General features: G+C 56.9%; 17 protein-coding genes. 3 read left to right on the plus strand and 14 right to left on the minus strand.

Annotated features, from left to right (window positions below; translation table 11 throughout):
• Positions 1–161: 161 nt before the first annotated feature.
• The 8 genes from ACVDG4_RS06895 to ACVDG4_RS06930 all read right to left on the minus strand — a co-directional run bounded on the left by ACVDG4_RS06895 (position 162) and on the right by ACVDG4_RS06930 (position 10,781).
• The gene (locus ACVDG4_RS06895; RefSeq protein ID WP_409690634.1) at positions 162–2,048 is read right to left on the minus strand and encodes an ABC transporter substrate-binding protein; all 1,887 of its coding nucleotides are present in this window, start codon (positions 2,046–2,048) and stop codon (positions 162–164) included.
• Positions 2,045–3,931, minus strand: coding sequence for an ABC transporter ATP-binding protein (locus tag ACVDG4_RS06900; protein WP_447234479.1), 1,887 nt, complete (start codon positions 3,929–3,931; stop codon positions 2,045–2,047). Before ACVDG4_RS06900 ends, ACVDG4_RS06895 begins: the two co-directional genes overlap by 4 nt.
• A gap of 190 nt (positions 3,932–4,121) precedes the next feature.
• Entirely contained in the window at positions 4,122–6,002 is a 1,881-nt protein-coding gene (locus ACVDG4_RS06905; RefSeq protein WP_447234481.1) for an adenylate/guanylate cyclase domain-containing protein, read from the minus strand.
• Between the two features lie 103 nt (positions 6,003–6,105).
• Positions 6,106–6,711: an NUDIX domain-containing protein gene (locus ACVDG4_RS06910; protein WP_447234482.1), complete on the minus strand. Its 606-nt coding sequence runs from the start codon at positions 6,709–6,711 to the stop codon at positions 6,106–6,108.
• Between the two features lie 5 nt (positions 6,712–6,716).
• Positions 6,717–7,895, minus strand: a complete 1,179-nt coding sequence (locus ACVDG4_RS06915; protein WP_447234483.1) for a CaiB/BaiF CoA transferase family protein — start codon at positions 7,893–7,895, stop codon at positions 6,717–6,719.
• 27 nt (positions 7,896–7,922) lie between these two features.
• Entirely contained in the window at positions 7,923–8,420 is a 498-nt protein-coding gene (locus tag ACVDG4_RS06920) for a class I SAM-dependent methyltransferase (protein WP_133950929.1), read from the minus strand.
• 116 nt (positions 8,421–8,536) lie between these two features.
• Positions 8,537–9,535 carry a hypothetical protein gene (locus ACVDG4_RS06925; protein WP_447234484.1) on the minus strand — a complete coding sequence of 333 codons (999 nt, stop codon included), beginning with the start codon at positions 9,533–9,535 and terminating at the stop codon, positions 8,537–8,539.
• Positions 9,536–9,782: 247 nt separating this feature from the next.
• On the minus strand, positions 9,783–10,781 hold the full coding sequence (locus ACVDG4_RS06930; protein ID WP_306146559.1) for a hypothetical protein: 999 nt from the start codon (positions 10,779–10,781) through the stop codon (positions 9,783–9,785).
• A 266-nt stretch (positions 10,782–11,047) separates the two neighbouring features.
• On the opposite strand from ACVDG4_RS06930, the gene pepN reads away from it, so the two are divergent.
• A complete protein-coding gene (gene pepN, locus ACVDG4_RS06935; RefSeq protein WP_447234485.1) occupies positions 11,048–13,693 on the plus strand; it encodes an aminopeptidase N in 2,646 nt (881 codons plus the stop codon).
• Positions 13,694–13,850: 157 nt separating this feature from the next.
• Positions 13,851–16,223, plus strand: coding sequence for a PAS domain-containing sensor histidine kinase (locus ACVDG4_RS06940; RefSeq protein ID WP_447234486.1), 2,373 nt, complete (start codon positions 13,851–13,853; stop codon positions 16,221–16,223).
• A 119-nt stretch (positions 16,224–16,342) separates the two neighbouring features.
• Here the strand turns inward: ACVDG4_RS06940 and ACVDG4_RS06945 are convergent, their stop codons facing one another.
• The gene (locus ACVDG4_RS06945; protein ID WP_409690607.1) at positions 16,343–17,227 is read right to left on the minus strand and encodes an alpha/beta fold hydrolase; all 885 of its coding nucleotides are present in this window, start codon (positions 17,225–17,227) and stop codon (positions 16,343–16,345) included.
• A 230-nt stretch (positions 17,228–17,457) separates the two neighbouring features.
• Here ACVDG4_RS06945 and ACVDG4_RS06950 point away from each other — a divergent pair, with 230 nt between their 5' ends.
• The gene (locus ACVDG4_RS06950; RefSeq protein ID WP_447234487.1) at positions 17,458–17,607 is read left to right on the plus strand and encodes a hypothetical protein; all 150 of its coding nucleotides are present in this window, start codon (positions 17,458–17,460) and stop codon (positions 17,605–17,607) included.
• Between the two features lie 67 nt (positions 17,608–17,674).
• Here the strand turns inward: ACVDG4_RS06950 and ACVDG4_RS06955 are convergent, their stop codons facing one another.
• The 5 genes from ACVDG4_RS06955 to ACVDG4_RS06975 form a co-directional block, all read right to left on the minus strand.
• A complete protein-coding gene (locus ACVDG4_RS06955) occupies positions 17,675–20,617 on the minus strand; it encodes a bifunctional [glutamine synthetase] adenylyltransferase/[glutamine synthetase]-adenylyl-L-tyrosine phosphorylase (RefSeq protein ID WP_447235091.1) in 2,943 nt (980 codons plus the stop codon).
• 22 nt (positions 20,618–20,639) lie between these two features.
• Positions 20,640–22,097, minus strand: a complete 1,458-nt coding sequence (locus ACVDG4_RS06960) for a sensor histidine kinase (RefSeq protein WP_447234488.1) — start codon at positions 22,095–22,097, stop codon at positions 20,640–20,642.
• Positions 22,081–22,767, minus strand: coding sequence for a response regulator transcription factor (locus ACVDG4_RS06965; protein WP_008190545.1), 687 nt, complete (start codon positions 22,765–22,767; stop codon positions 22,081–22,083). Before ACVDG4_RS06965 ends, ACVDG4_RS06960 begins: the two co-directional genes overlap by 17 nt.
• Positions 22,768–22,928: 161 nt before the next feature.
• Positions 22,929–24,458: a Do family serine endopeptidase gene (locus ACVDG4_RS06970; RefSeq protein WP_447234489.1), complete on the minus strand. Its 1,530-nt coding sequence runs from the start codon at positions 24,456–24,458 to the stop codon at positions 22,929–22,931.
• 181 nt (positions 24,459–24,639) lie between these two features.
• Complete coding sequence (locus ACVDG4_RS06975) at positions 24,640–25,302, minus strand: glutathione S-transferase (protein WP_447234490.1); 663 nt, start codon at positions 25,300–25,302, stop codon at positions 24,640–24,642.
• Positions 25,303–25,368 lie beyond the last annotated feature (66 nt).

Genomic DNA, 25,368 nt, shown 5'->3' on the forward strand with positions numbered 1-25,368 from the left:
AAAGCCACACTGCCGGTTATTGAGGCGGCTCGTTGACAACGGTGCTTTGACAACTCCGCTGGCTCTCTTGCCGCCTCCAACTATCGGAACAGCGCTCTATTTTTGCACTGTTCTTAACCGGGCCGGCTCCATCGAACCGGCCCGGCATCTTGTCGCAAACCTTATTCGTCCATATAGAATTCATCCATCCGATGAATGCCGTAGTGTGCGCCCGGATCCCACCCGTAGATGCCTTCGAGGGGTACGTTCTTAACGCCCTTGATCACGACCGGCTGGCGTACGCCCGACACCAGGCCGATGCGAATGGTTTCTTCAGCATGGATCTGCAGCATTTCCTGCCAGATCTTTTCGCGCTCTTCGCTCGTTTTCGACACCAGCCAGGACTGATAGAGCTCCATCAGGCGTTGCGCCGGTGCCCAATCCATTGGTTCGCCGCCCACGCCCTTGGTTTCGTAGTGATCGCCCCAGGCATGCCAGGTCAGGCTCTCCGATTGAACCGGAGCCAGGTCATTCGGGCTCATGTCCGCGGTCGGGATGCCGTTCTCCATGCCCCACCAGACCGACATCACGAGTTCGCCGGTGATCGCGCGTTCCCGCAGGTTGTCACGTTGGCTCGGCTTGGCGAACAGTTTGACGCCAATCTCGGCCCAGTTTTCCGCGATCAACTCGAGCGCATCCAACTGTGTTTCGTCTTCGCCGGATGTCTCCACGATGATCTCAAGCGGACGGCCATCGCTCATCAGCCGGATGCCATCCTTGTTGCGCTCGGTCAGACCGATTTCATCAAGAAGAGCGTTGGCTTGATCGACATCATGTTCCGCCCACTTGGTGGTGAACTCCGGCTGATGCAGCGGGCTTTGGCTCAAAACCGTGTCATTGCCCGGCGTTCCAAGACCGAAGAACAAAACGCGGTTCAACAACGTCCTGTCGATGCCAAGCGACAAAGCGCGGCGGAATCGGGTGTCGCGCATCAACTCCCGCCAGACCGGATCCTTGACCGTGAGGTTCGGCAGGATCGACATCTCCGAGCCTTTGGCATTGGACCAAAGCGCGGTGATGTAGTCATTCAGCTTCTCACCTTTTTTCAAAACGGTGATGTCCGAGAAGTTGAGGTTTCGCGCCTGCAGGTTGGTTTCGCCGGCCTGTGTCTTTGCCGGTATCAGCTTGCCATCGGCGACCGTCATGATGATTTCGTCGATGTAAGGCAACTGTTGTCCGGTCGAGTCCACCCGGTGGTAGAACGGGTTGCGCACAAGAATAAACCGAAGGTCGCTGCTGTCGTCCCTGCGGACCCATGGCTGAAGACTGGGAAGGTCGACATTGCGCGCGCTGTACATGTCGTCCTTCTTGTTGTGCAGCGGTGCCCAGCTGCGGGCCTTTACCTTCTCAGCTTCCGCCGCGATGGTCTCCGGATCGCCGTATTTTTCATGGAACTGTTTCAGATAATGCGCGGGCCGGTAGATAAACGGCGGGCGCGCCTTGGCAAGCTCTGTCAGAAACAGCGGGTTCGGCGCATCCCAGGTAAACCGGACAGTTGTTTCGTCAAGAACCTCGAACTTTGGTCCTTTTCCGTCGGCCAGCAGGAACGGCGGCAGGCCTGATGGTGTCAGCTCGGGATTACTGACAACATCTTCAAAATAATACCGGATATCTTCCGCACCGAAAGGGTGGCCATCGGACCATTTGTGCCCTTCGCGCGTGTGCAGCGTGAAGATGCGTCCTTCCTCAACATCAACGCTTTCCAGAATGTCCGGCACCAACTCGAGGTCTTCGGTGTACCCCATCAGGCGCGCATAACCCCACACGTTGATGAGGCGAACGTCTTTGGACCGGCCAATCAGTGTGTTCAGCTTGCCACCATGTTCGCCAACCGTCCGCCCTTTGGCTTCAAGATCAACGATTAGCGGCTCTGATGGCACCCGTTCCGCCACAGGCGGAAGCTTCGGATCCAGGCCCGGAGTTTCTTCAAGATCCAGCGCGGACGATGGCCCGGCCAGCGCAAAAGCGGCAAGGAAGACACCTCCACCAAGAATGCGTTTCAGTTTCATGCTGCAGTCCCCTCAAGTGCTCCGGCATTCTTAAGACCGGGTGCACAGACAAAATGCTCTGGTTCCATCTCAAATAACGACGGAACATCTTCATTGGTGACGCGGAATGGCTCCGGCCACAGGTGCGGTTCGGATGCGCGATTGGCATCCAGTGCCGAGAAATCAAGCGGCGTCGACAGATCTGGTTCCGGCACCGCAGACAACAAGGCTTTTGTGTATGGGTGAAGCGGATTGGACACGACTTCGCGCGTTTCTCCAAGCTCCACCAGCCGTCCACGGCACATCACGGCGATCCGGTCGGCGATATAGTCGACGACCGCAAGGTTATGGCTGACAAACAAGTATGTCAGATTGAGGTCGCGCTTCAGATCCTGAAGAAGATTCAAGATCTGCGCCTGCACTGACACATCCAGGGCCGATGTCGGCTCATCGCACAGGATGAACTCCGGATTGAGCGCAAGCGCCCGGGCAATACCTATCCGCTGCCGCTGACCGCCGGAAAACGAATGCGGATAGCGCCGCAGAAACCGCGGATCAAGCCCGACCAAGCTTATCAGGCTGCGGACACGCTCAGAGCGCTCTTCCGCTGTGCCAATCCCATGGACTTCAAACGGCTCCACCAGAATATCGTTGATGGTCATGCGCGGGTTGAGCGACGAGAACGGGTCCTGGAATATCAGCTGAACCCGCCGCCGGTAGTCCATCAAATCATCGCCGGTGAGATCAGCGATGTTTTCCAGGCCCTTGCCGCGGTTATAGACAACCTCGCCACGTTCCAGATGAAGGGCACGCAGGATCGCCTTGGCGGCCGTGGTTTTGCCTGATCCAGATTCTCCGACAAGACCAAGACATTCGCCACGCTTGATGGTCAAATTGATACAATCAAGCGCTTTGAGTGTCTTTGGTTTTCCGCCGAAGAATGATCCCTTGCGAAGCGTGAATTCCTTTGTCACGTTCCGCATTTCCATAAGAGTTTCGCCCGGCAGGACATCGCATTTCGGGCGGTTTCGGGTCAGGTCTTCCGACTTCACTTCAATCGGCCTGATGGGGACCAATCGTTCGAACTTGTCCATATGGAACCCGGGCACAGCGTTCAGCAGCGCCTTCAGGTAGTCGTGCTGAGGGTTGCCGAACAGCTGCTCAGCTGTGCCCTTTTCCATAATCCGGCCATGATAAATCACGGCGATTTCGTCGGCCATGTTGGCCACCACACCGAAGTCGTGGGTGATCATCAAAACCGACATTCTAAGTTCGGACTGCACATCCTTGATAAGCTTGAGAATTTCCGCCTGGATCGTCACGTCCAACGCGGTCGTGGGCTCATCGGCAATTAGAAGTGCCGGATTGCAGATCATCGCCATGGAAATCATAGCACGCTGGCGCAAACCACCGGACAACTCGAACGGATATGTGTCCAGGGCCCTTGCGGGATCTGGAAACTGAACCAAACGCAACATTTCCTGGGTCAGTTCGCGCGCTTCCGGTGCGGACACGTCGCGGTGGAGTTTTGCGGCCTCGCCGATCTGATCGCCAATCGTATGCAACGGCGACAGAGAGGTCATCGGCTCCTGAAAGATAATCGCAACACGGTTGCCGCGCAGATGGCGCATCTGCGGCCCCTTGCGGTCCAGCGAGGCAATATCGACCGGCGGTTCTGCGCCTGTGGGATCGGACAGGATCACTTTTCCCGATGTCACCGAAGCGATCGACGGCAAAAGGCCCATAATCGTCTGGGAGATAACCGTCTTCCCGGAACCCGATTCTCCGACAAGTGCGACTGTCTTGTTCTCCGGGACCACGAAGGAAACATCGTTGACCGCCTTGGTCCGTCCCTCGGCAGTATTAAACTCTACCGTCAATCCCTCGATGGAGAGAACATTCACCGTCAAATTCCTCCCGGGCCAAGGTTATCGCACTGATGCTTACCCAGCCTGTGTTGCGAAACAAAGACAACCAAATTTACGCTGTATTAGCAACGCAATAATCCGGAAGCGGTGCTGTGATCTAGATCACGTCAACCTGATAATGCCTATCATACGCGCAACTTACATACACGTTACGAATTGAAGGCGGTTACTCCGCTGCGGAAACCGGCGCTTCCGATGCTTCATTTGCGGGCAACACGTCGGTTGCCCTTGGCGCCAGCCAATAGACCTCCATCCGCCCGGACCGACCGCGCAGGTAGTGTTCGCCGACCTCTGTTTGGCTGTGTTCATTCGGCAACCGGCATACGGTGTCTGCGCTTGCCAGAATTGTGATCTCCGGCTCACCGGCCACTTCCCTGCCCAAATGCTGCAGCCGTTCCGCCGCGTTCACGGTGTCGCCGACCACCGTGTAGTTCCACCGGTCCAGAGCGCCAACATTGCCAACCAACACCGGTCCCGTGTGGATCCCGATCCGCATCCTCAGCGTCACATCACCTTCGGCTTTGGCCGTTTCGTTTGCCTGCATTTGGGCGGCTGCAATGCGCCGGGCTGTCCGGACGGCTGCTTCTGCGTGATCCGGCTGATCATCCGGCGCACCGAAGAATGCCAGCATCCCGTCACCCATGAACTTGTCGACCGTACCGCCCTCGCTTTCAACCGCATCGACCAAAATTGCAAAATGCTGATTGAGAAGCGCGGCAGCCTGTTCAGCGCTCATGTTTTCAGAAAGCGCCGTGAAACCCACGATGTCGGTAAAGAGGATCGTCAGCTCCGCCTTGCGGGCCTCGGCGGCCTTTTGCCCGCCAAGGCGCATGAGCTTGATAAACAAGGATCGCGGCACATAGGTGTTCATGGCCTTGAGGCCTTCCACCATCGCATTAAAGGCAGAGGCGACCTGATCCATCTCCACGACGCGGCTGCGCGGCAGTGGCTCAACGTCTTGAAGCGACAGGGTCGCGACCCGCTCGGACTGACGTGCAAGGTTGCGCAGCGGTCTGGAGACCCGGCGCCCCATCCAGATCGCGATGAGGACGGAGATGACCAAAGCGCCCAGTCCGACAAAGCCGGATCCTGCCAATCGCCTCACCTCCCGCGAGACCGTCGCGCCAAGATAGTATTGCCCAACCGTCAGAGGCTGATCACTGAAGCCAGGGACGATCCGGCGCATCATCAAATACTCATCTTCGGCCGCTTCAATGATTGAAACGTCGATCCCGAGTTCTGAAGCGCGCTCAAACTCTTCGAGTTTTGTTTCATCGCCCATGGCGGCCAAGACCGGGTCACCAATTGTGTCCCATGACCCCGGTAGATTTTCGGCAATGCTGCCGCCGGTCTGAATCCAGTCCGCATCGGAGTGCATCAAGACATCTCCGTTGCCATCGAGGATGAACACCGTGTTGTTGACGCCTTCATCCTGGCTGGCAACGATGATAGACAGATTTTCCATCGTGGTTGCCGCCGTCAGCACGGCAAACATTTCACCATCATGAACGAGCGGCGCGGAGACGTTAGCAAAAAGTCCCACTTCATGGCGCATGATCGGGCCCCATGTCGGTGGGCTGTCAGCGGAGAGCACCGGGACGACTTCATCTCTCATGCCGGGCGGCGGCGCGTCCGAATTGATCCGCCACAGTTTGCCGTTTTTTGCCCTGTAGACCCCGAGACGTCGGCCATCTGCATAAGTGATCGCCAGCGTGGTCAGGTCCGTGTTGGTCTGCAGTGCAATGGAGAAATCTTCGTAGATCCGGTTGCGATCCTCGATCGACAAGGTGCCGTCTTCAAAGAAAGGCTTCAGGCCAACCACCGCATTTTCAACTGACTGGAAATGCGTGCGCACCTGGGTCTCAAGCGACTGTGTGCTCAAGATCGTCTTGTCGTTCAACAAGGAGAAGGTGTTCTGGAAATTGGCGGTCACTGAGAGGGCCAGGACCAATCCGATGGCCAATGCCACAAACCCACCGAAGCCGAGCCCGACGATCGTCGTCAGCTGCAGCCGGACACGCCGGGGTTTGCGAAAATTCAGCGCCATCTGGCTCCGTCCTGAGTTTGCCTAAAATCGTAATGCCTGACAGTTGCCTTCAAATTAAGGCAGCCGCCGCGAAGAATACCATCCAATTGTTTCCCCTGCGGCTTCAGTCTTTTGCGGCCCGAAGTTCACGCAGTTCCAGATCCTGCAAGAGAATCACCGTTTTGGCATCCCGGATACGACCATCGGACACCATCTGAAGCGCCTCTTCCAGTGGTATATGGAGCACTTCGATGTCCTCTCCTTCGCTTTCAGCACCGCCCCCCTCGCCTGTCTGATGGCGCTCCTGATAGCTGCCCCGGAAATAGGACAAGACCTCCGTAATGGACCCGGGGCTCATTTGCAGATCGAAGAGATGTTCCAGCTCCGACACTTCAAAGCCGGTTTCTTCCATCAACTCCGCACGCATCCGCTCTTCCGGGTGCGCACCTTCAAGCAGGCCAGCCGGTGCCTCGATGAACGCTGCGGAGCCATCAGTGAGCCAAACGGGCAAGCGGAATTGACGCGTTAGAAGAACACAGCCGGTTTCCGGATTGTGCAACAAACACGCTGCACCATGGCCCCGGTCATAGACTTCGCGGGTCTGCCACTGCCAGGTTCCGTCCCGGCGCCGGTAATCAAGCGTGTACTTAGTGACCTTGCCCCAATTGTCCGACAAAAGCTCTTCGTTCAGGATCTTGAGGAAGTCAGTCTCCTTCAACGGCGCGCTCATCAAGATCAGCCTTTGTCCGTCAAACCAAGCTCAGCCAGGATCTCGGCGGTGTGTTCACCAAGTGCGGGTGCAGCCCGCTCAAGGACAAGCGACCCGTTCTTGAACCGGATTGGTGTCCGGACTGATGTTACAGCCCCACCCTCCACATCCGTTGCAGGCAGGTCGACTTTCATCTCCCGGTGATTAATCTGCTTGTCTTCAAAGACGTCTTGCACCGAGTTGATCGGACCGGCTGGAACACCCTCCATTTCCAAAGCTGCGAGGAGATCGTCCCGCGCCCGCGCCGCGGTCTCTTCCGTCAGGATTGCAACCAATTCCGTTCTGGATGCAACCCGAGCGGCATTCGTCGCAAACTTCGGATCGTCTGCAAGCTCCGGACGGCCGAGCACACTGCACAGGCGCTTGTATTGCCCGTCATTGCCCACCGCGATGATGAGGTGGCCATCACTGGCAGGAAAGACTTGATACGGCACAATGTTGGGGTGCGCATTGCCCAGCCGCTTTGGGGTTTTGCCAGTCACGAAATAGTTGAGCGCCTGGTTTGCCAGAACACCGACCTGGGCGTCCAAAAGCGCCATGTCGACCCATTCGCCCTCCCCGGTCTCATCCCGGCGGCGAAGCGCGGCCAACACACCGATCACACCGTAAAGGCCAGTAAAAATGTCAGCGAAGGCAACGCCGATCTTTTGCGGGGACCCATCCGGATCGCCGGTGAGGTCCATTATGCCGCCCATGCCCTGGATCATGAAGTCATATCCGGCACGGTGGGCGTAAGGTCCGTCCTGACCAAAGCCGGTTACGGAACAATAGATCAGCTTGGGATTGACCTCTGAAAGGCTCTCATAATCAAGTCCGTATTTGGCCAGTCCGCCAACCTTGAAGTTCTCGACCAGGACGTCTGCATCAGCAACGAGTTTGCGAACAACTTCCTGACCTTCCTCGGTCCGGAAATCGACCGTGATCGAGCGCTTGCCACGGTTGCAGGAATGAAAATAAGCCGCATCGGTCGGCTCACCGTCTTCTGTGGTCAGGAACGGCGGGCCCCATCCTCGCGTATCGTCGCCCTGCGGGGCTTCGACTTTGATCACATCAGCGCCGAGATCCGCAAGCGTCTGACCAATCCACGGCCCCGCCAAAATCCGGGCCAGTTCGACGACTTTAATGCCTTTGAGCGGCGCAGTCATTTGGTATGTCCTTGATGTCCGCTGTTATTAAGCTTCGGAAGTCTTGCGGTAAATGAAGTTCCGGTCCGCCTTGATTCCCTCTGGGTTCGGCAAATACTCAAAATTTGGAAGTTTGAGCTCCAAACCGGTCAGGATGTAACCGCCAACCGCCATCCGCTCGTCAATCATCGGCGCGAGCCAATGAACAGTCGCCAGATCTGTCGTCGGATCACCGGATCCGATATCAATGTGCGCAAAAGATGCCTTGCCGCCAACGCGTGGACCGCAGAACGCCAGCGTGTCCCGAATGTCGCCCTGGATCATGTGCTCTGCATCCGGTGCGCAGCTCGGGTGGCAGGTCAAGGCATGATCGAAAACGAAAATTTCCTTGTTCGGATAGATTTCCCGCAAGTGATCGTATGTCCGGCCGTTGCCCAGACCCAGTTCCAGAATGGGCCCTTCAACCTCGTTCACCTTGTCGACAAGGTACTCAAGAATGATCTTCTGAGAGGTCATCCGGCGGATAAAACTGTCCAAGCGGCTCATGCAAAAAGTCCTGACTGTGCAAAGTGTTTGCACTGCATAGACCGGCTGGCCAGCGAGGTCAAAGCGGAACGGGCAGACTTGGAAACGGCCGGGCGCCCTGGGTCGGATGGAGAGGCTCAAAGGAATGCGATGACACCGACCATGTTCGCGTCCATCTCGACTTGCCTGGCTTGAAGCTCATCCACGTTGGCCTGCACTGCTCGCTGCTGCGTTGTTAACGTCGCCTGAGTGATCCGAATCTGCTGATCGACCAAGCCAGTAAGAACGTTACTGACCTTTGCCGCGAAGGTGTCAGCGGACAATGCCTTATAACCAACCTGGGTCTGAACACTTGCTACATTAAGACCGGTTGCCTGAAACCGCATCCCGGCCAGCACGACTTCGGAAACCGGATAGACCTTTATGAGTGTAACGCCGTAAACTTGGAGCCCCCATGTCGATAGAACGATCTGACCACCAAGCATCCCAGAAAGGCTGATCTTCCCGACGAAACTAGTTTTGAACAGTTTGGTGAACCAGTTGCTGTTGCCGCTCGTGTTACTCGTACTATCGCCTGTGGTGTTGTCAGTACTGTCGCCCTGCACCGTTTCCGTCTTGTTGTTGGCGAGCAACTCCATATCACCGGTCTTGTCACCTGCATTGAGCGTCAGTGTCTTGTTGGTGCCGCTCTTGAGGCTCATGATGTCCCCGGACTGAACGTTCACGCTGCCGGTTGTTTCGTGCTCATAATCTCCATTGACTTGAAGATGATGATCCCCGGTTTCGACGAACATCTTTTCTGCGGCCTTCAGAAGGAAATGCCCGTCACAGGCCATCAGAATGCCATGACTGGACTGATCGCTGCTCCCCGCTGATTTTTTGAAAATGTTTTCACTACCCGCGCCCTGAGATTCGATGTGTTTTTGCGGATAATAATGTTGTTGATCTGAAGGGACATTCTGGGCTTGCTGCTCCAAGTCGCAATATCCGCCCAGCCGCAACATCGCCCCAAGGTCGATATTGTCTGGGACCTCACCATCTTCCGTCGGCACTTTCGGCAAGTAAAAATAGACGTGCTTGGTGTTGTAATCGACCTTTGAGTCAGATCCTGAATCGTTTGTGTTTCCGTCAGACACCGCACGCCTCCCAGCTTAGATACAGCCCACCGAGACGATGGCACAGGCATCGTTGTGCGAGCAATCGGTCGATTAAATACTGCTATTGTCTGCATTCACCTTGGATAGAACGCAACTGGCTTGACCACCTAAAATTGAGGACGAACTAGGTTCGAACCCAACTTCTACACGACAGGAGTGAGCTTCAGGCAGCACCAATGAAGCCAAGCGAAGCACAGGTCTCAAATGTTCTCATGGGAAATCTGAATTATACGAAGACCACAACACCCTTCGTGCTCGCTTCCACTTCGCCGCTGTTCACCCGGGCGATCTCCGATCGGACTTTGAGAATGTGGTCTGACTCCTCCAGGTCGGTTTGCTGGATCTTCATTCCGATACCATCGAGTTTCGTCAGATCACTGCGCAAGTTCGCGATACGGCTTTCGACCGACAATGCCTTGTAGCCAACTTGGGTTTGGACACTTGCCATGTTCAGACCAGTTGCCTGAAACCGCATGCCGGCAAGTACAACTTCGGAAACCGGATAAACCTTGACGAGGGTTGCGAGATAAAGCTGGAGCCCCCAGGAGGACGTAACGATCTGCCCCGCTGCAAACGCGGAATAAGCCACGTCGAGACTGTAGGTCATTGTCAGCCCCCACGTGGTGATCGTGTTGTTTCCTTTCGTAGAGTCGGTTTTGTTGCCGGACGTATTATTGTTGTTGTCGCCCTGCACCGTTTCTGTCTTGTTGTTGGCGAGCAATTCCATATCGCCGGTTTTGTCGCCTGCGTTGAGCGTCAGCTTCTTGTTGGCGCCGCTCTTCAAGGTCATGATATCGCCGGACTGAACATTCACGCTGCCGGTGGTGTCGTGCTCGTAATCGCCATTGACCTGCAGATGGTGGTCCCCGGTTTCGACGAACATCTTTTCGGCAGCTTTCAAAAGAAAATGCCCGTCACAGGCCATTAGAATGCCGTGGCTGGACTCGGTGCTGCTGCCGGCGGATTTCTTGAAGATGTTTTCGCTGCCAGCCCCTTGCGTATCGATATATTTTTGAGGGTAGTAATGTAGCTCGTCTGCTGGAAGCTTGTGAGCTTGCTGCTCCAGATCGCAGTACCCGCCGAGGCGTAACATCGCCCCAAGGTCGATGTTGTCGGCAACTTCCCCATCCTCTGTCGGCACTTTGGGCAGGTAAAAGTAGACGTGCTTGGTGTTGTAATCGATCTTTGAGTCAGATCCTGAATCGTTTGTGTTTTCGTCTGACACCACACATCTCCCAGCAAAGGATCAACCCGCGGAAACGATGGCACGGAGATCGTCACGTCGGCAATCCCATATTGTTCCGCAAACCGCAATCGCCTTCAGCACAACATTGAAACAATTGATTTTACTTAATTATTCTAAAACACTAGCACATAGACCACACATCATCCAGTCTCGAGCCAAGGCCGGACGATTGACGAACGTGTGCGAACGTTGCAAGGGAGCATATTGAACTTCCCGATCCGGCAGAGACGCACGCGGAGACATGAATGCCATCTGAAACGCCGACACCCATCAAGCTGGAAGACTACCAGCCGCCGGCCTATCGCATTGAAACCGCAAACCTCAATGTTCTCCTGGATCCCACGGCCACCAACGTCATTTCTGAGCTCAAAATTGCCCGCCAACCGGATACGAAACCCGGCACGCCTCTCATCTTGGATGGCGACAACCTCAAACTGCTGTCGATCGCGGTTGATGGGGAATCTCTGCAAAGCAACGCGTACGACGTAACACCATCTGCGCTTGAACTGACACCGCCAAACGGTGACGCGTTCACACTGACCATAACCACCGAACTCAATCCGGATGCGAACACGCAATTAATGGGGCTCTACAGGTCATCCGGCACCTACTGCACCCAATGTGAAGCCGACGGGTTCCGCCGCATTACCTATTTTCCGGACCGCCCAGATGTCCTCAGTGTCTACACAGTGCGGCTGGAAGCCCTGCGCGATGCGTGCCCAGTTCTGCTTTCGAATGGAAATCTGATTGAGACTGGCTTGGTTGCGGGCACCGATAGGCATTTTGCCGTCTGGCACGATCCCCACCCCAAACCGGCCTACCTGTTTGCTCTGGTGGCCGGGGACCTGGCAAAGATCACGGACAGCTTTACCACCGCGTCCGGCAACCCGATCGAGCTCAACATCTTCGTTGAACATGGCAAGGAAGCGCTTTGCGACTGGGCCATGGATTCGCTCAAACGATCTATGCGCTGGGATGAAGAGGCTTTCGGCCGAGAATATGATCTTGATGTCTTCAACATCGTTGCCGTGTCGGACTTCAACATGGGCGCGATGGAGAACAAGGGCCTCAACATTTTCAACGACAAGTACGTGCTTGCCGATCCGGAGACGGCCACCGATCAGGATTACGCCAATATCGAAGCCGTGATCGCCCACGAGTATTTTCACAACTGGACCGGAAACCGGATCACCTGCCGGGACTGGTTCCAGCTGTGCCTGAAGGAAGGCCTCACCGTTTTCCGGGACCAGGAGTTTTCAGCCGACATGCGCTCGCGTCCGGTCAAACGGATTGCGGACGTAAAACTCTTGAAGATGCACCAGTTTCCTGAAGACGCCGGCCCGCTGGCCCATCCGGTGAGACCGCGCTCTTATCAGGAAATCAACAACTTCTACACCGCGACGGTCTATGAAAAAGGCGCCGAAGTCGTCCGGATGCTGCAAACGCTGCTCGGCGACGACGGCTTCCGGTCCGGATTGGACATGTACTTCGACCGGCACGATGGCGAAGCCACAACGATAGAAGCATTCTTGAAGTGTTTCGAAGATGCCACCGGCACCGATCTTGAGCAGTTTTCACTCTGGTACGAACAGGCCGGCACACCGACCGTGTCCGTCAAAACCGCCCACAATCCAGACAGCAAAAGCTTCACACTGACTCTCTCCCAGGAGATCCCGCCATTGCCGGGACAAAAATCGGCAAAGCCGACCGTGATCCCACTGAAATTTGGCCTTCTTGGGCCCAATGGTCAGGATCTTGAGGTCTCGACGGCAGATGGAAAGGATGTCGTTGGCGAAATTCTTCTGCTTAAGAAACCGACGCAAACGATCACCTTTCAAAATGTGCCTGACACCCCGAAGGTCTCCCTGTTGCGCGGCTTTTCTGCTCCGGTCCGTCTGACCCAGGACCAGTCGGCTGACGACTTAGCGTTCCTGGCAAAGCACGACAGCGACCCCTACAATCGCTGGCAAGCCGTCCAGACGTTGGCCACACAGACCCTTCTTGCGCGTACTGAAGCTGTCCGCCGCAACACGGATTTCGCAAGCGCTGCAGATCTTGTTGCCGTTCTGCAAACCGTGCTGGAGGACGACCGTCTCGATCCTGCCCTCAAAGCCCAGGCGCTGACGTTGCCAAGCGAAACAGATACTGCCCAGGAGATCGGCAACAACGTTGATCCGGATGCTATTCATATCGCCCGGTCCGGCTTGATTGCCGAAATTGCAGATGAGCTGCAATCCCTTCTGTTGCCATTGGCGCGGGATTACGCAAAAGACAGCGCATTTTCCCCGGACGCAGCCTCTGCCGGAAAACGCGCTCTGTCCAACCGGGCCCTGCACTATCATGCCCACTCAAACAATCCAGATGCTGTTGGCCTGGTCAATGACCGGTATAAAAACGCCAACAACATGACCGACCGGATCATGGCGCTGACCTTGCTCGTGCACCACGGCTTCGATGGGGCAATCGAGGCCTTGCAAGCGTTCCGCACCCGCCACAAAACGAGCGCCCTTGCCATGGACAAATGGTTCGCCGCACGCGCGACAGCCCCGCGCGACGACACGCTCCAAATGGTGCAGGACTTGATCGCCGATCCGCTTTATGAGCCCAGCAATCCGAACCGCGTCCGCGCCGTGCTGCACTCCTTTGCCACCGGGAACCCGACACAGTTTTCACGCCCTGACGGCAAGGGTTTCAAGCTTATTGCCGAATCAGTTCTGGAGATTGACAAAAGAAATCCGCAGGTGGCCTCGCGATTATTGACAAGCTTCCGCTCCTGGAGAGCTTTGGAAGAGCGGAGATCATCCCTTGCTGAATCTGCCCTCTTGAGGGTTTCTTCAAGCGAAGAACTGTCGAGAGACTGTCGTGACATTGTCGAGCGGACATTGCAGTAAGTTGCTATATTTGGAAACGTTAACAAGAGCTCTGGTAAAAGCGAGCCTTGTTAACCATTTTATTCTTCTGCGACTCTAGACAAATACTGACGATTTGATTCAAATGGAAGTGATTCGGAGCTCGGCTTCGGAGCGACGGAATTGAGGCACACTTCCTATGTCAAGAGCATTTGCGGGCTCCGCTACCGGGCGGCGCAGCGCTAAGGATTCAGGACGTAAAACCAGCGCAGGCGTACAAAGAGCGCTCTGGCGCAACTTCGTGTCTTCCGCCCATAACCACCTTGAACGCTCTGACAGCATGATGCGGCGGCTGATCCCGGCTCTCGCCATCCTGTTTCTCGTTTTCCTTGCCATGTATCGGACAGGTGAACTGGTCGGGCAACATGAAGCCGCCCGCACAGACGCGGAGACCACCCTCAGCCTCATGGCCTCGGTTGTTGCAGCTCCGCTCAATGCTTCCGGGAAAGACCTTCCGACAGCGGGCTACCGGACAACACTGAAGCGCATCCTTGCAGACAGCCTGCCAACTGGCGCGACCAGCAAGGGCCGCATCTTCCTGATCTCAGACACGAACGGCAACATCGCAGCGTCCGCACCGCTCCAACCTTCTCTGGAGGGCCGCCCGCTGACCGACCTCCTCGGTCCGGCGCAACCTCTGACAGTATTCGGCGAACGCGCAGGCGTTCTGTCCATTCCGGTGAACCTGACCGGCCGTGACGGTTCGGAACCCGTGCTTGCAACCGTGCGCCATCTCGACGGTCAACTCGGCATGATTGCGGTATTGCAGCCAGAGTCGGTCGTGTTCGCAGACTGGCGCGGTTCACTTTCTGCGAATGTCACCTTGTATGTCGGTGTGTCGCTGGTGCTTCTGGCTATTATCTACGGATTCTTCAGCCAAGCCTCGCGCGCCGAACAGGCCGACGAGAACTATGCGGCGACACGGGCCCGCATAGACACTGCCCTCACCCACGGCCGCTGCGGTCTCTTCGATTGGGATCTCTCGCGCGGCCGCATGTTCTGGTCTTCGTCTCTTTATGAACTCCTCGGCCGGGAACCCAAGGATGACATCTTGAGCTTTTCAGAAGTCTCCGACCTAACGCACCCGGATGACATCGACCTTCTCGGGCTTGCCGAACACCTCCTGGAGAGCGGTGAAACGCTGGTCGACGAGACATTCCGCATGCGCCACGCTGACGGCAGCTGGATTTGGCTGCGGGCACGCGGCGAAATCCAGGTTGATCCAGGCCGGGCCGAGCCGCACCTTATCGGCATCTGCCTCGACATAACCGAGCAGCATTTACTTGCAGAACAGAGCCAGATGGCAGACCTACGCCTGCGCGATGCGATCGAGACAATCTCCGAGGCGTTTGTCCTTTGGAACACCCGCAACGAATTGGTGATCTGCAACTCCAACTATCAGTCCCTGCACAACCTCCCGCCGAGCGCCGTCAAGCCGGGAACCCCTTACAAGGATGTTCTCGCCGCAGCCGAAAATGGGCCGGCTTCTCCGCAGCCGATCCAACTCAGCAAGCGTCAGGGCGGACCGGAAGGATCTTATGAAGCTCAGCTGGAAGATGGCCGCTGGCTGCAAATCTCGGAACGCCGGACCAAGGACGGCGGCTTCGTGTCTGTGGGCACCGACATCACCGCGCTGAAAAAGCACGAAGAGCGCCTGACGGAATCTGAGAAACGCCTGAAAGCAACGGTCACAGACCTGCAGCGATCCCGCAAGATCCTGGAAGTCCAGACGCGCCAGCTTTCCGAAATGGCCGAGAAGTATCAGGAAGAAAAGACGCGCGCAGAAGCGGCCAACCAGGCAAAGTCTGAATTCCTCGCCAATATCTCTCACGAGCTGCGGACACCGCTGAACGCCATCATCGGATTTTCCGATATCATGACGCAGGAAATGTTTGGTCCGCTCGGCACAGACCGGTATGCCGATTATTGCAAGGACATCTATTCTTCCGGCACGTACCTTTTGAATGTGATCAACGACATCCTCGACATGTCGAAAATCGAAGCCGGACGGATGTCGATCGAAACCGAGGTGGTCAGCGCCAGCGAGGCAGCGGAAGACGCAGCGCGGATCATCACGGGCGCCGCTTCGGAAAAAAACATCGTGATCTCTGCAGACGTTGCCGACAATCTCCACGTCGATGTCGACAAACGCGCACTGAAACAGGTGCTCCTCAACCTCCTCGCCAATGCCGTCAAATTCACCCCGGACAATGGAACCGTCACCTTGAAGGCACGTCCGCGCGGCGACAGGGTCCGGTTTGAAGTGGCCGATACCGGGATTGGCATTTCGGAGCGCGATATTGAGCGGTTGGCCAAGCCGTTTGTTCAGGTGGAAAACCAGTTTACCAAGACGCACCAGGGATCCGGCCTCGGACTTGCAATTGCCCGGTCCCTGGTTGAACTGCATGGCGGAAAACTTGACATTGAATCTGAGGTCAAGAAAGGGACGATTGTCAGCTTCTCGCTGCCGCTGGCCCGCACCGACAGCACTCAGATCGCGCAGTCCGCCTGATCCAAGACCTTGGATCTTCCAGCCTAGGCTGCCAACGAAACAGCCCGATTATCCGAAAGATACGGCCGCAGAGCGTGATGGTCTCCGCGGCTCTAGGTTTTTGTCAGCGGCTGGGCCGGCTATTGTTTCGAAACGAGCGCTTTGAGAATATCCCGTGATCGCGTCCAGAGCAGTGAACCGCCCTCGTCCTCAAAGAAATGCCGGTTCGCGTGCTTGAGGCGGGATGCCATCAGCGCTCCGCCATCAGGCGAGTGAACCGGGCTTGCATCCTTGCCGCCGTACCAAAGATCCACGGGACAGGTGATTGCGTCCCAATTGAATGTCCATGGTCCCATCGCGGCAACCGTATCAAGGGCATAGCCGGTCGGCCCTTGCGCAAACCCGCGTTCCAGAGCGGATTTGAAGGCCGAGTGAAACGGTTCGGACGAATAGATCGCCTGATCCAACTCGGAGCTCGTTGAGATGATGAACTCCAAAAAGCTATCCGGATCGGCAAAGCCTTCGAGCATGGCAATCAATGCCTTGGGATCCTGTTCGGCATCCCGGACCATCTTCTGAAGCTGGTCGGGCAAACCATTGAAGAACTCCGGCCGGGACAGTTCGTCCTGCCCGGAGACCACTGCCAGCCGGCTGATCGGCCCACCGGCCGCGAGCGCCAGAGCGAAAGGCACGCCCTGCGAGACGGCGGCAACAGGGATTGCACCAGCACCGAGATGTCCGATCAGGTCGGCAAAATCATCAGCCACACTTTGCAGGGTTTTGCCGGGGTCCGCGTCAGAGCCGCCAAGGCCCGGCCGGTCGGGAGCGATCAGGCGAATGTTCAGTTCATCGAGACAGTCAGCGCCAAAGCCAAGCGACCCAGCAGTTCCGGCCCCTGAGATGAATAGAACTGGCTGCCCGGTCTCCGGCCCCCATTCGGACCACACCAGTCTGCGGCCGTTTTGCAAAGAAAGCTTCGCTGTGCGCTCCGGATTGCGGATCGCGTCAGAAGTCGGGAAAGTCAATTGATATACTCCGGGAAATACAAATGGGTCGCGCAAATTTATTAAATGCGCGCTGAGACTGAGGCCGCCGGACGATGCTGTCCCTACACGAACGCGCGCACGCGAACAAGCCTTAAGTGCACCAGATGAAACCACCACTTAAAGGCATCTACAGGCCGCATCCTAGATTTCTTTGGAACCAAGTTCGGCTTCGCGCGTTTGTTCAGTTCATGAAACTGAAAGGAGACATGATGACAGACCGTGAAAAACGCGAAGCTGAAATCAAAAAAGAAGCCGAGCGCATCAAGAAAGTCGCGGAAAATTCGAGCACCGGCGGCCAGCTGGGCGGCACTTTCTTCGGTCAAGAACACGACGGCGGCATGAACGCAGGCCGCGGATAAACACATTTCGGCCCCTTTGCCTTTGAGCGCGGCCTATGACCAGCGAGCATGGCAAAGGGGCATTTACTTACTGCGATGTTAGCGTGGCCTCGATGATTTCGACGGGGCCAACGAGCCGTTCAAAGATGGCCCGAACACCTTGCTGCATCTCATTCAACTCAGCCTCAAGGCGCTCAAAAGCCGGACTGCCCGAAGCCTGAAGCAGTAGATCGAGCACACCGCGCGGGGCATCGGCAGGAACAAATTTTCCAGACAAAGCCAACCGCAGAACCTGGGTTAGGCGGTGATAGAGCCGCAAGGCCTCTAGAAGGTTTCCGGCATCTCCAATTTCCAGAAAGCCGCTGTCCCGCAAGTTCTCCAAAGCCTGTTCGGTTCCTTGAGCCAGAACACTTCGGCTCTCATATGCATTTGCGAGCTGCAGGAACTGTGCGATGAACTCAATATCGACCAGACCGCCGGCGACCTGTTTCAAGTCCCAGATGTCCTTGGTTCCCTTTTCCTTTTCAATTTTCGCCCGCATCGAGCGGACATCATCGGCCAGGCGTTTCAGGTCTCTCGGCTGAACCAATGTTCCGCAAATGCTGTCCTGGATTTTTTGCCTGAAGGCATCGGACGTCGACGCGATCACCCTTCCCCTCGTCAAAGCCATGTGCTCCCAGGTCCAGGCATCCTTTTCCTGATAGGCAATGAAGCCGTCCAGGTTGGTGGCAAGCGGTCCCGCATTGCCAGATGGACGCAAGCGGAAATCAACTTCGTAGAGGGACCCTTCCGCTGTTGGCGCGGATAAGGCCGTGACCAGCCGCTGGGTCAGGCGCGTGTAATACTGGCTGATGGCAAGCGGCCGTTTTCCGTCAGACTGTTTGACATCCTCCGGCGCCTCATAAAGCAGGATCAGGTCCAAATCAGAAGCCGCAGTCATTTCACGACCGCCGAGCTTGCCCATGGCAAGAACAGCAACCTCCCCGCCAGGCACGGTTCCATGGGTCTCGCCGACATGAGCGATTACCTGCGTCATGATCCGGTCAACCACGACCTCTGCAAGACGGGCGAGCGCAAAACCGACCCGGTCCGCGGATAGCGTGTCGGAGATCAGGCGCAGACCGACGAGGAACTGCTGCTCCTGCGCAAAGATGCGGGCCCGATCAAGAGCCTCTTCATAGAACTGCGACTGTGACAGTGTCCGGTCCAGTCCGGCTCTAAACTCGTCAACGCTTGGCATGGCACCAAAAAATGCCGGATCCAGAACCGCGTCCAGGACATGCACCCGTTTGGACACCGTGTCCGCCATGCGCGGCGCCGCGCCCATGGTTGTCGCGAGCAGTGTGAGGAGTTGCGGATTGGAGCGCAGAAGTGAGAACAGCTGCACCCCGGCCGGCAGTTTGGCCATGAAACTGTCAAAAGCGCGGAGCGCTGCGTCTGCGTTATCCGTGGCTGCAAGAGCAGTCAACAAAGCCGGATGCATCTCTGTCAGACGTTCGCGGGCCTTTGTCGAGCGAGTGCACGGATACCGCCCGAAATGCCACGCCTTGACGATGGCGGCAGCTTCCGCTGGCTGCTGGAAGCCAAGCTTCGACAGGGTTTCCAGCGTGTCCGGATCATGGTCATCGCCTGTGAACACCAGGTTGCCTGTCTCGGACGAGAGCCCTGGCTCATCTTCAAACAGCTCCGCATAGTGATGCTGAACGTTCTGGAAATGACCCAGCAGATCCGTTTTGAAAGCATCCAGCGTGTCGTATCCCATCAAGGACGCGATCCGGGTCAAACCTTCGACATCTTTGGGCAAGAGCTGGGTCTGTTCATCATTGAGCATCTGGATGCGGTGTTCGACGGTCCTTAAAAACCGGTAGGCGCTGGTGAGTTCATCCCGTGCCTTTGGGCGGATCCAGTCGGCCTGGGTCAGCCCTTGCAACATGTCGAGGGTTCGGCGACCGCGCAGTTCCGGATTGCGCCCACCGGCGATCAGCTGCTGTGTCTGAACAAAGAACTCGACCTCGCGAATGCCGCCACGGCCAAGTTTGACGTTATGGCCAGCAACCGCAATTGCGCCATGGCCCTTGTGCATGTGGATCTGGCGCTTGATCGATTGCACGTCGGCAATCGCTGCAAAGTCGAGATACTTGCGCCAGATGAACGGCACGATTTCCTTCAAGAAAGCCTCACCAGCCGGGATATCGCCAGCACAGGGCCGCGCCTTGATTAGCGCCGCGCGCTCCCAGTTCTGGCCAAGCGACTCGTAATAGACAAGAGCTGCGGGAACCGACATGGCCAGCGGTGTGGCCCCCGGGTCCGGCCGTAAACGCAGGTCTGTGCGGAACACGTACCCATCCGCCGTCCGATCCTGCATGATTTTTACGAGACGCCGGGTCAGCCGTACAAACTCTACCGGGGCCTCGGCGGATCCAGCCATGGGTGCTTTGTCCGGCTCGTACAGCACAATGAGGTCAATGTCGGAGGAGTAGTTCAGCTCATTTGCACCATGCTTACCCATGGCGAGCACAATCAGGCCCGAGTCGACCTCCGGTTTCTCCGGATCCTTCGGCTCAAACTTGCCGCGGCGGGTCAAGTCATTGAGGCAGAACCGAATCGATGCGGTCAGCGCTGCATCTGCAAAGCCTGCAAGTGCGTGGGTGACCTGATCAAGATCTATGGCACCCCCGATGTCGGCCAGTCCCAGCGTCAAGGCCAGATCCTGTTTCAACAGGCGAAGCGCCCGTGTGATCCCGGCCTCGTCTTCAGCGGTCGTTTCCTGGGCTGCTTCCAGCAAGTCTGCGAGCCGCCGTTCTGGTGAATCGGTGAGGATACTCAGCAATCGTGCGGCATTGGCCGTCATCAGGTCTCGCAAATACGGCGAGTTTCCGATGACGCCAAGCAGCAGCCGCGCAAGATCGGGCTTGTCCTCAAGCAGCGCTTTCACATTTGCGCCGGCCTCGGGCTGGGCAAGGATATCGTTCAGGAAAAGCTGCGCGTAATCAGGGTCTGCAACGGGCGGAATGATCGAAATCCGCGCCATAAGCGGCTGATGTTGCCCCGGCTCATTCCGGTTTTGGCTCTGCCCCGTCTGATTTTCCGCCGTGCCCATTGCTGCTCCCGCTGCTTCCCGGTTTGGCCCGGGTAAGATCGATCCGGGCGACAAGGCCCGGGTCCCCATTTGTGAGCTGCAACTCTCCACCATGCAAGCGGGCAACGGCCTTGACCAAGCTCAATCCCAAACCAGTTCCGGGCTCCGAGCGGCTTTCATCAAGACGGACAAACCGGTCTTTGACCCGATCCTGATCCTTTTCCGGGATACCGGGACCTGTGTCGGAGACACTCAACACCACACGGCTCTCATGCTCTTCAGCAGAAATCCTGATCCGGAACTCTCCATCCTTCGGGCGTCCGTACTTCAGGGCATTCTCGATCAGGTTGACCAGCCCCTGGAACACCAGATCTTTTTGGCAGATGGCTTCGAGACCGTCGGATACTTGGGTCTCCAACACGCCCCATTCATCTTCAACCAGCGGCTCGTAGAGCTCGGAGACTTCATTGACAAGGTTGTTGATATCAGTCCGCTCCATGACCTCTCCAGGCGCCATGGATTCGATCCGGGCGATCCGCAAAAGTGCGTTGAAGATCCTCAGCAAGTGGTCAGTTTCACTGAGCGTTTCTTCAAGGGCCTCTTTGTAGCAGTTCTGCCCTTCCGCTTGGCGCAAGGCTGTCTCCACGCGGGTCTGCAAGCGTGTGAGCGGCGTCTTAAGATCATGGGCGATGTTGTCGGTCACATCCTTCATGGACCGCATTAGAAGCTCGATCCGGTCGAGCATCGTGTTCAAGCTGACGGCCAACCGGTCAAACTCATCATCATTGCCGGCAATCGGCAATCGTCCGGTCAGATCGCCGGTCATAATCGTTCGGCTGGTGTCGGTGATTTCGTCGATCCGCTTCATCACGCGCCGGCTGACAAAAAGCCACGTAATCGCACCCATGGCGACGACGACAATCAGCCACAGGCGAAGTGCATTGCCGAGAAGATGAGAAAACCGAAGTTGTTCGCCAAGGTCACGACCGACCAGCAGACGAAATCCGCCGCGCAACTCAAAGGTCCGGACCATTGCCTGGCGCTGCGTGTCCGGGCTGTCTTGCCCGAGGCGGGTGTAGTGAACCCGGCGGATACCGCCGTCGGCCTCTTCCAGAACAGTTGTTGGAAGGCGGGCGATGTTGCCAACCAGGGCATTGCCTGCAAAATCAACAAGAAGGTAGAGGCTGGCATCTGGATGGCGCGACCGCCGGTCGATGGTCTCCACCAGATCGCGCACACCGCCGCGAACATAGATATCCGACAAGCCCTTGAGCTCGGCGTCGATGGTCTGAACCACCTGTTCCGACATCAGGTGGTCTGTATTTTCGGAAATGTAGACAAGCAGAAAGCCCGACAACAGCGTGAACACTGCGATGTACAGCAGTGACAGCTTGAATGCTGTTGTCCGGGTAAACCTAGTGAGCCGTGTCACGGATTGTGTATCCGGCACCGCGGATCGTGTGGAGCAGCGGTACGTCGAACCCTTTGTCGATCTTGCCGCGCAGACGCGAAATGTGGACGTCGATGACGTTGGTCTGAGGATCGAAATGATACTCCCAGACATTCTCCAGAAGCATTGTCCGGGTCACAACCTGGCCCGCGTGCTGCATCAGATATTCCAGCAAACGGAACTCGCGTGGCTGTAGCGGGATTTCCATGTCACCGCGGCGGCAGGAGTGGGCCATACGGTCCAGCGTCAGGTCACCGACCGTGTAGGTGGTCTCCACCTGGCTGGCAGACTTCGGACGCCGTGCCAACGCTTCGACGCGCGCCTGCAATTCTGTGAAAGCATAGGGCTTTGGCAGATAATCATCTCCACCGGCCTTCAAGCCGGTGACGCGGTCATCAACCTGACCGAGCGCTGAAAGGATCAGGACCGGCGTGTGATTGCCGCTTTTTCGCAGTTCTTCGATCACGGCGAGGCCATCGCGTTTGGGCAACATACGATCAACGATCAAGATGTCGTAGTCGCGATCAAGCGCCATTTGCAGACCGGTCTCACCGTCGTCCGCCTTGTCCGCCCTGTGACCAAGCTCGCTCAAACCCTTGGCAAGGTAGTTGGCCGCTTCGTGGTCGTCTTCAATCACAAGAATCTGCAACATGGCTCTCTTTTACCGCGAGTGAGAGGATAAAGAAAAGGGCTGGCAACAATGCGGATGTGAACACTGTTGCCAGCCATCAATTCGCAAGACCGGCCCGTCGGGGTTGGGGGCAGAGGGCAGACCGGTCTTGCTCTCAGATGCCGGTGCAGGACCGGCCCTGATCAGGCCAGGTTCATGGGCAGAGCCACAAACCGGGTGTTGTCGTTGCTTTCGACCCGGAACAAGACTGCCTTGCGGCCATCTTCTTCCGCCTTCTTCACCGCCTTGATGACGTCTTCCGGCGAGTTGACCGGCATGCCGGCAACTTCAAGGATCACATCACCGCGGCTGAGGCGCTTCTCAGCGGCCGGACTGTCCGGATCAATGTCGGCGATCAGGACGCCGTTGCCTTCAAGGCCCGCATCTGCCTTGGACGTCAGGACAAGACCCATGTCGTCCAGGCTGGTGTTTTCAGGTTCCACAGCTTCCGGCTGGGCAGCAGCTTGCTGCTGATCTTGCAGGCGACCGAGGGTCACATCGATGTCCTGCTCCTTGCCGTTGCGCCAAACGGTGATTTCCACTGTGGTGTCCGGGTCATAGGCGGCAATGATCTTGGATAGATCGCGCGGGCCATCGACCTTCGCGCCTTCTACTTCCAGGATCGTGTCACCGGACCTCAGACCTGCCTTGGCGGCGGGGCTGCCTTCCTGGGCTTCAGAAACGATTGCACCGTGTGCTTCATCAAGGCCAAGGCTTTCGGCAATGTCATCGGTCACATTTTGGATCTGAACACCGAGCCAGCCGCGCACGACCGTGCCACCGTCCTTCAGTTCCATGATGACATCCTGAGCCGTAGAGGCCGGGATGGCGAATGCAATGCCAACGTTGCCGCCGGACGGCGAGAAGATCGCAGCGTTCACGCCAATGACCTCACCGTTCATGTTGAACGCCGGACCACCTGAGTTGCCGCGGTTCACCGGAGCATCGATCTGGATGAAGTCGTCATAGGGACCTGCGCCGATGTCACGGCCACGTGCAGACACGATACCTGCAGTTACCGATCCACCGAGACCAAACGGGTTGCCGATGGCAACGGTCCACTCGCCGACTTCTGGTGCCTCATCGGCAAAGTCGACATAGGTGAAGTCCTTGCCGCTTTCGATTTTCAGAAGCGCAAGATCCGTGCGCTTGTCAGCGCCGATCAGGACAGCCTCATACTCTTCACCTTCGTGATCGATCACTGTGAATTCAGTGCCCTTGTCGATCACGTGCTGGTTCGTCACAACAAACCCATCCGCGGAGATAAAGAAGCCGGACCCCTGGGACATGCCGTATTGGCGCGGCGCGCGGCGTTGCGGCCGGCCTTCTTCGCCGCCACGTTCGCCGAAGTCACGGAAGAAACGCTCGAACGGATGACCGTTCGGCAGATCCTCGAAGAAGTCACGGAAGTTGTTGCCGCCGTTGAAATTCATCATCCGGGGCTCTGCAGCCTGCTTAACCTGCACACTGACAACAGCCGGACTCACTGCTCCGACGACATCAGAGAAATCGGCAGGTGCGGCGTTATCGATCCGGACTGGCGTTGCTTGTGCCAGTTGCGCCGGCACAATGGTCTGCACGGTCATGAGACCGGCCGCACCGAGTACGACTGCACCGGCCAGCAGTTTGGCGCGGCGAGACCGCAAAGGGGAGCTTGACCGACGATTTTCCATCTATTCTTCCTTTTTCGACAGTTTGACTGGAGGTCAATTCATTCAGGACCACGCGGGGACGTGCGTTTCCTGGTCGAAACTGAAGATAGGAAAGGCTCCCTTACAGGCGCCTGTCGGATGGATTACGTTTTTGTAAGGTTGCTAGAAGCTCAGCCGGGCAGCGGCTTAAATATCTGACAAATCACGGAAAAAGGATTGGCGCATCGCCGTTTTCCCACTTGGAAAACTTAGGCATGATGGCCTCGAAGCTGTCGGATTTCTCGAAAGTGACCAGCCATGTTTTCAGGTTGTCCCAGTCTTGAGAATCGAACCAGTCGCGGTCCGCATTCGCAAACTGTCTGACGAAGGGCAGAATCGCAAAGTCTGCCAAACAGGGCTGCGCTCCGAAGAGCCAAGCACGCCCGTCTAGCCGCCGATCCAGCTCTTTCAGGAACTCGGACGCTGCGGACCGCTCAGACGTCTTGTCCGCATCTGCATACCGCGTATCGTATTTGTAGCGATCAAGGTGGGTTTTGAACGGCCCGTCACAGGTTGCGATCAAGGCACGCATATCGTCCAGGCTCCCCGTTTCCGGTTCAAGCCAATTGTCCGGGTCAGATTGCTCCAATGCCCAGACCATGATGTCGAGGCTTTCATCAATCACTTGCGTCCCCGACTTCAGACACGGAACCGTTGCAGAAGGAGATGTTTCCAGGAATTCGGGTGCCTTGTCGCGCAGTACAATTTCCCGCAATTCCACGGTCAATCCGCTGGACATCACTGCGAGTCTTGCCCGCATCGCGTAAGGGCAGCGCCGGAAAGAATAGAGTATTGGCTGATCGGTCATAACGTTCCCATCGCGCATCCGCTCTCCGCGGTCAAGCAGCCCGCGCATCTGCCCTTGCGGAACGCCTTGCTTAGATCTTTTTTT

This window comes from Roseibium sp. MB-4, assembly GCF_053005265.1.

Excerpts from the sequence above, each read along its gene's own strand:
- ACVDG4_RS06895 (WP_409690634.1), bottom strand. The coding sequence starts at position 2,048 with ATGAAACTGAAACGCATTCTTGGTGGAGGTGTCTTCCTTGCCGCTTTT.
- ACVDG4_RS06905 (WP_447234481.1), bottom strand. The coding sequence starts at position 6,002 with ATGGCGCTGAATTTTCGCAAACCCCGGCGTGTCCGGCTGCAGCTGACG.
- ACVDG4_RS06910 (WP_447234482.1), bottom strand. The coding sequence starts at position 6,711 with ATGAGCGCGCCGTTGAAGGAGACTGACTTCCTCAAGATCCTGAACGAA.
- ACVDG4_RS06915 (WP_447234483.1), bottom strand. The coding sequence starts at position 7,895 with ATGACTGCGCCGCTCAAAGGCATTAAAGTCGTCGAACTGGCCCGGATT.
- ACVDG4_RS06920 (WP_133950929.1), bottom strand. The coding sequence starts at position 8,420 with ATGAGCCGCTTGGACAGTTTTATCCGCCGGATGACCTCTCAGAAGATC.
- pepN (WP_447234485.1), top strand. The coding sequence starts at position 11,048 with ATGCCATCTGAAACGCCGACACCCATCAAGCTGGAAGACTACCAGCCG.
- ACVDG4_RS06940 (WP_447234486.1), top strand. The coding sequence starts at position 13,851 with ATGTCAAGAGCATTTGCGGGCTCCGCTACCGGGCGGCGCAGCGCTAAG.
- ACVDG4_RS06950 (WP_447234487.1), top strand. The coding sequence starts at position 17,458 with ATGACAGACCGTGAAAAACGCGAAGCTGAAATCAAAAAAGAAGCCGAG.
- ACVDG4_RS06955 (WP_447235091.1), bottom strand. The coding sequence starts at position 20,617 with ATGGCGCGGATTTCGATCATTCCGCCCGTTGCAGACCCTGATTACGCG.
- ACVDG4_RS06965 (WP_008190545.1), bottom strand. The coding sequence starts at position 22,767 with ATGTTGCAGATTCTTGTGATTGAAGACGACCACGAAGCGGCCAACTAC.
- ACVDG4_RS06970 (WP_447234489.1), bottom strand. The coding sequence starts at position 24,458 with ATGGAAAATCGTCGGTCAAGCTCCCCTTTGCGGTCTCGCCGCGCCAAA.
- ACVDG4_RS06975 (WP_447234490.1), bottom strand. The coding sequence starts at position 25,302 with ATGCGCGATGGGAACGTTATGACCGATCAGCCAATACTCTATTCTTTC.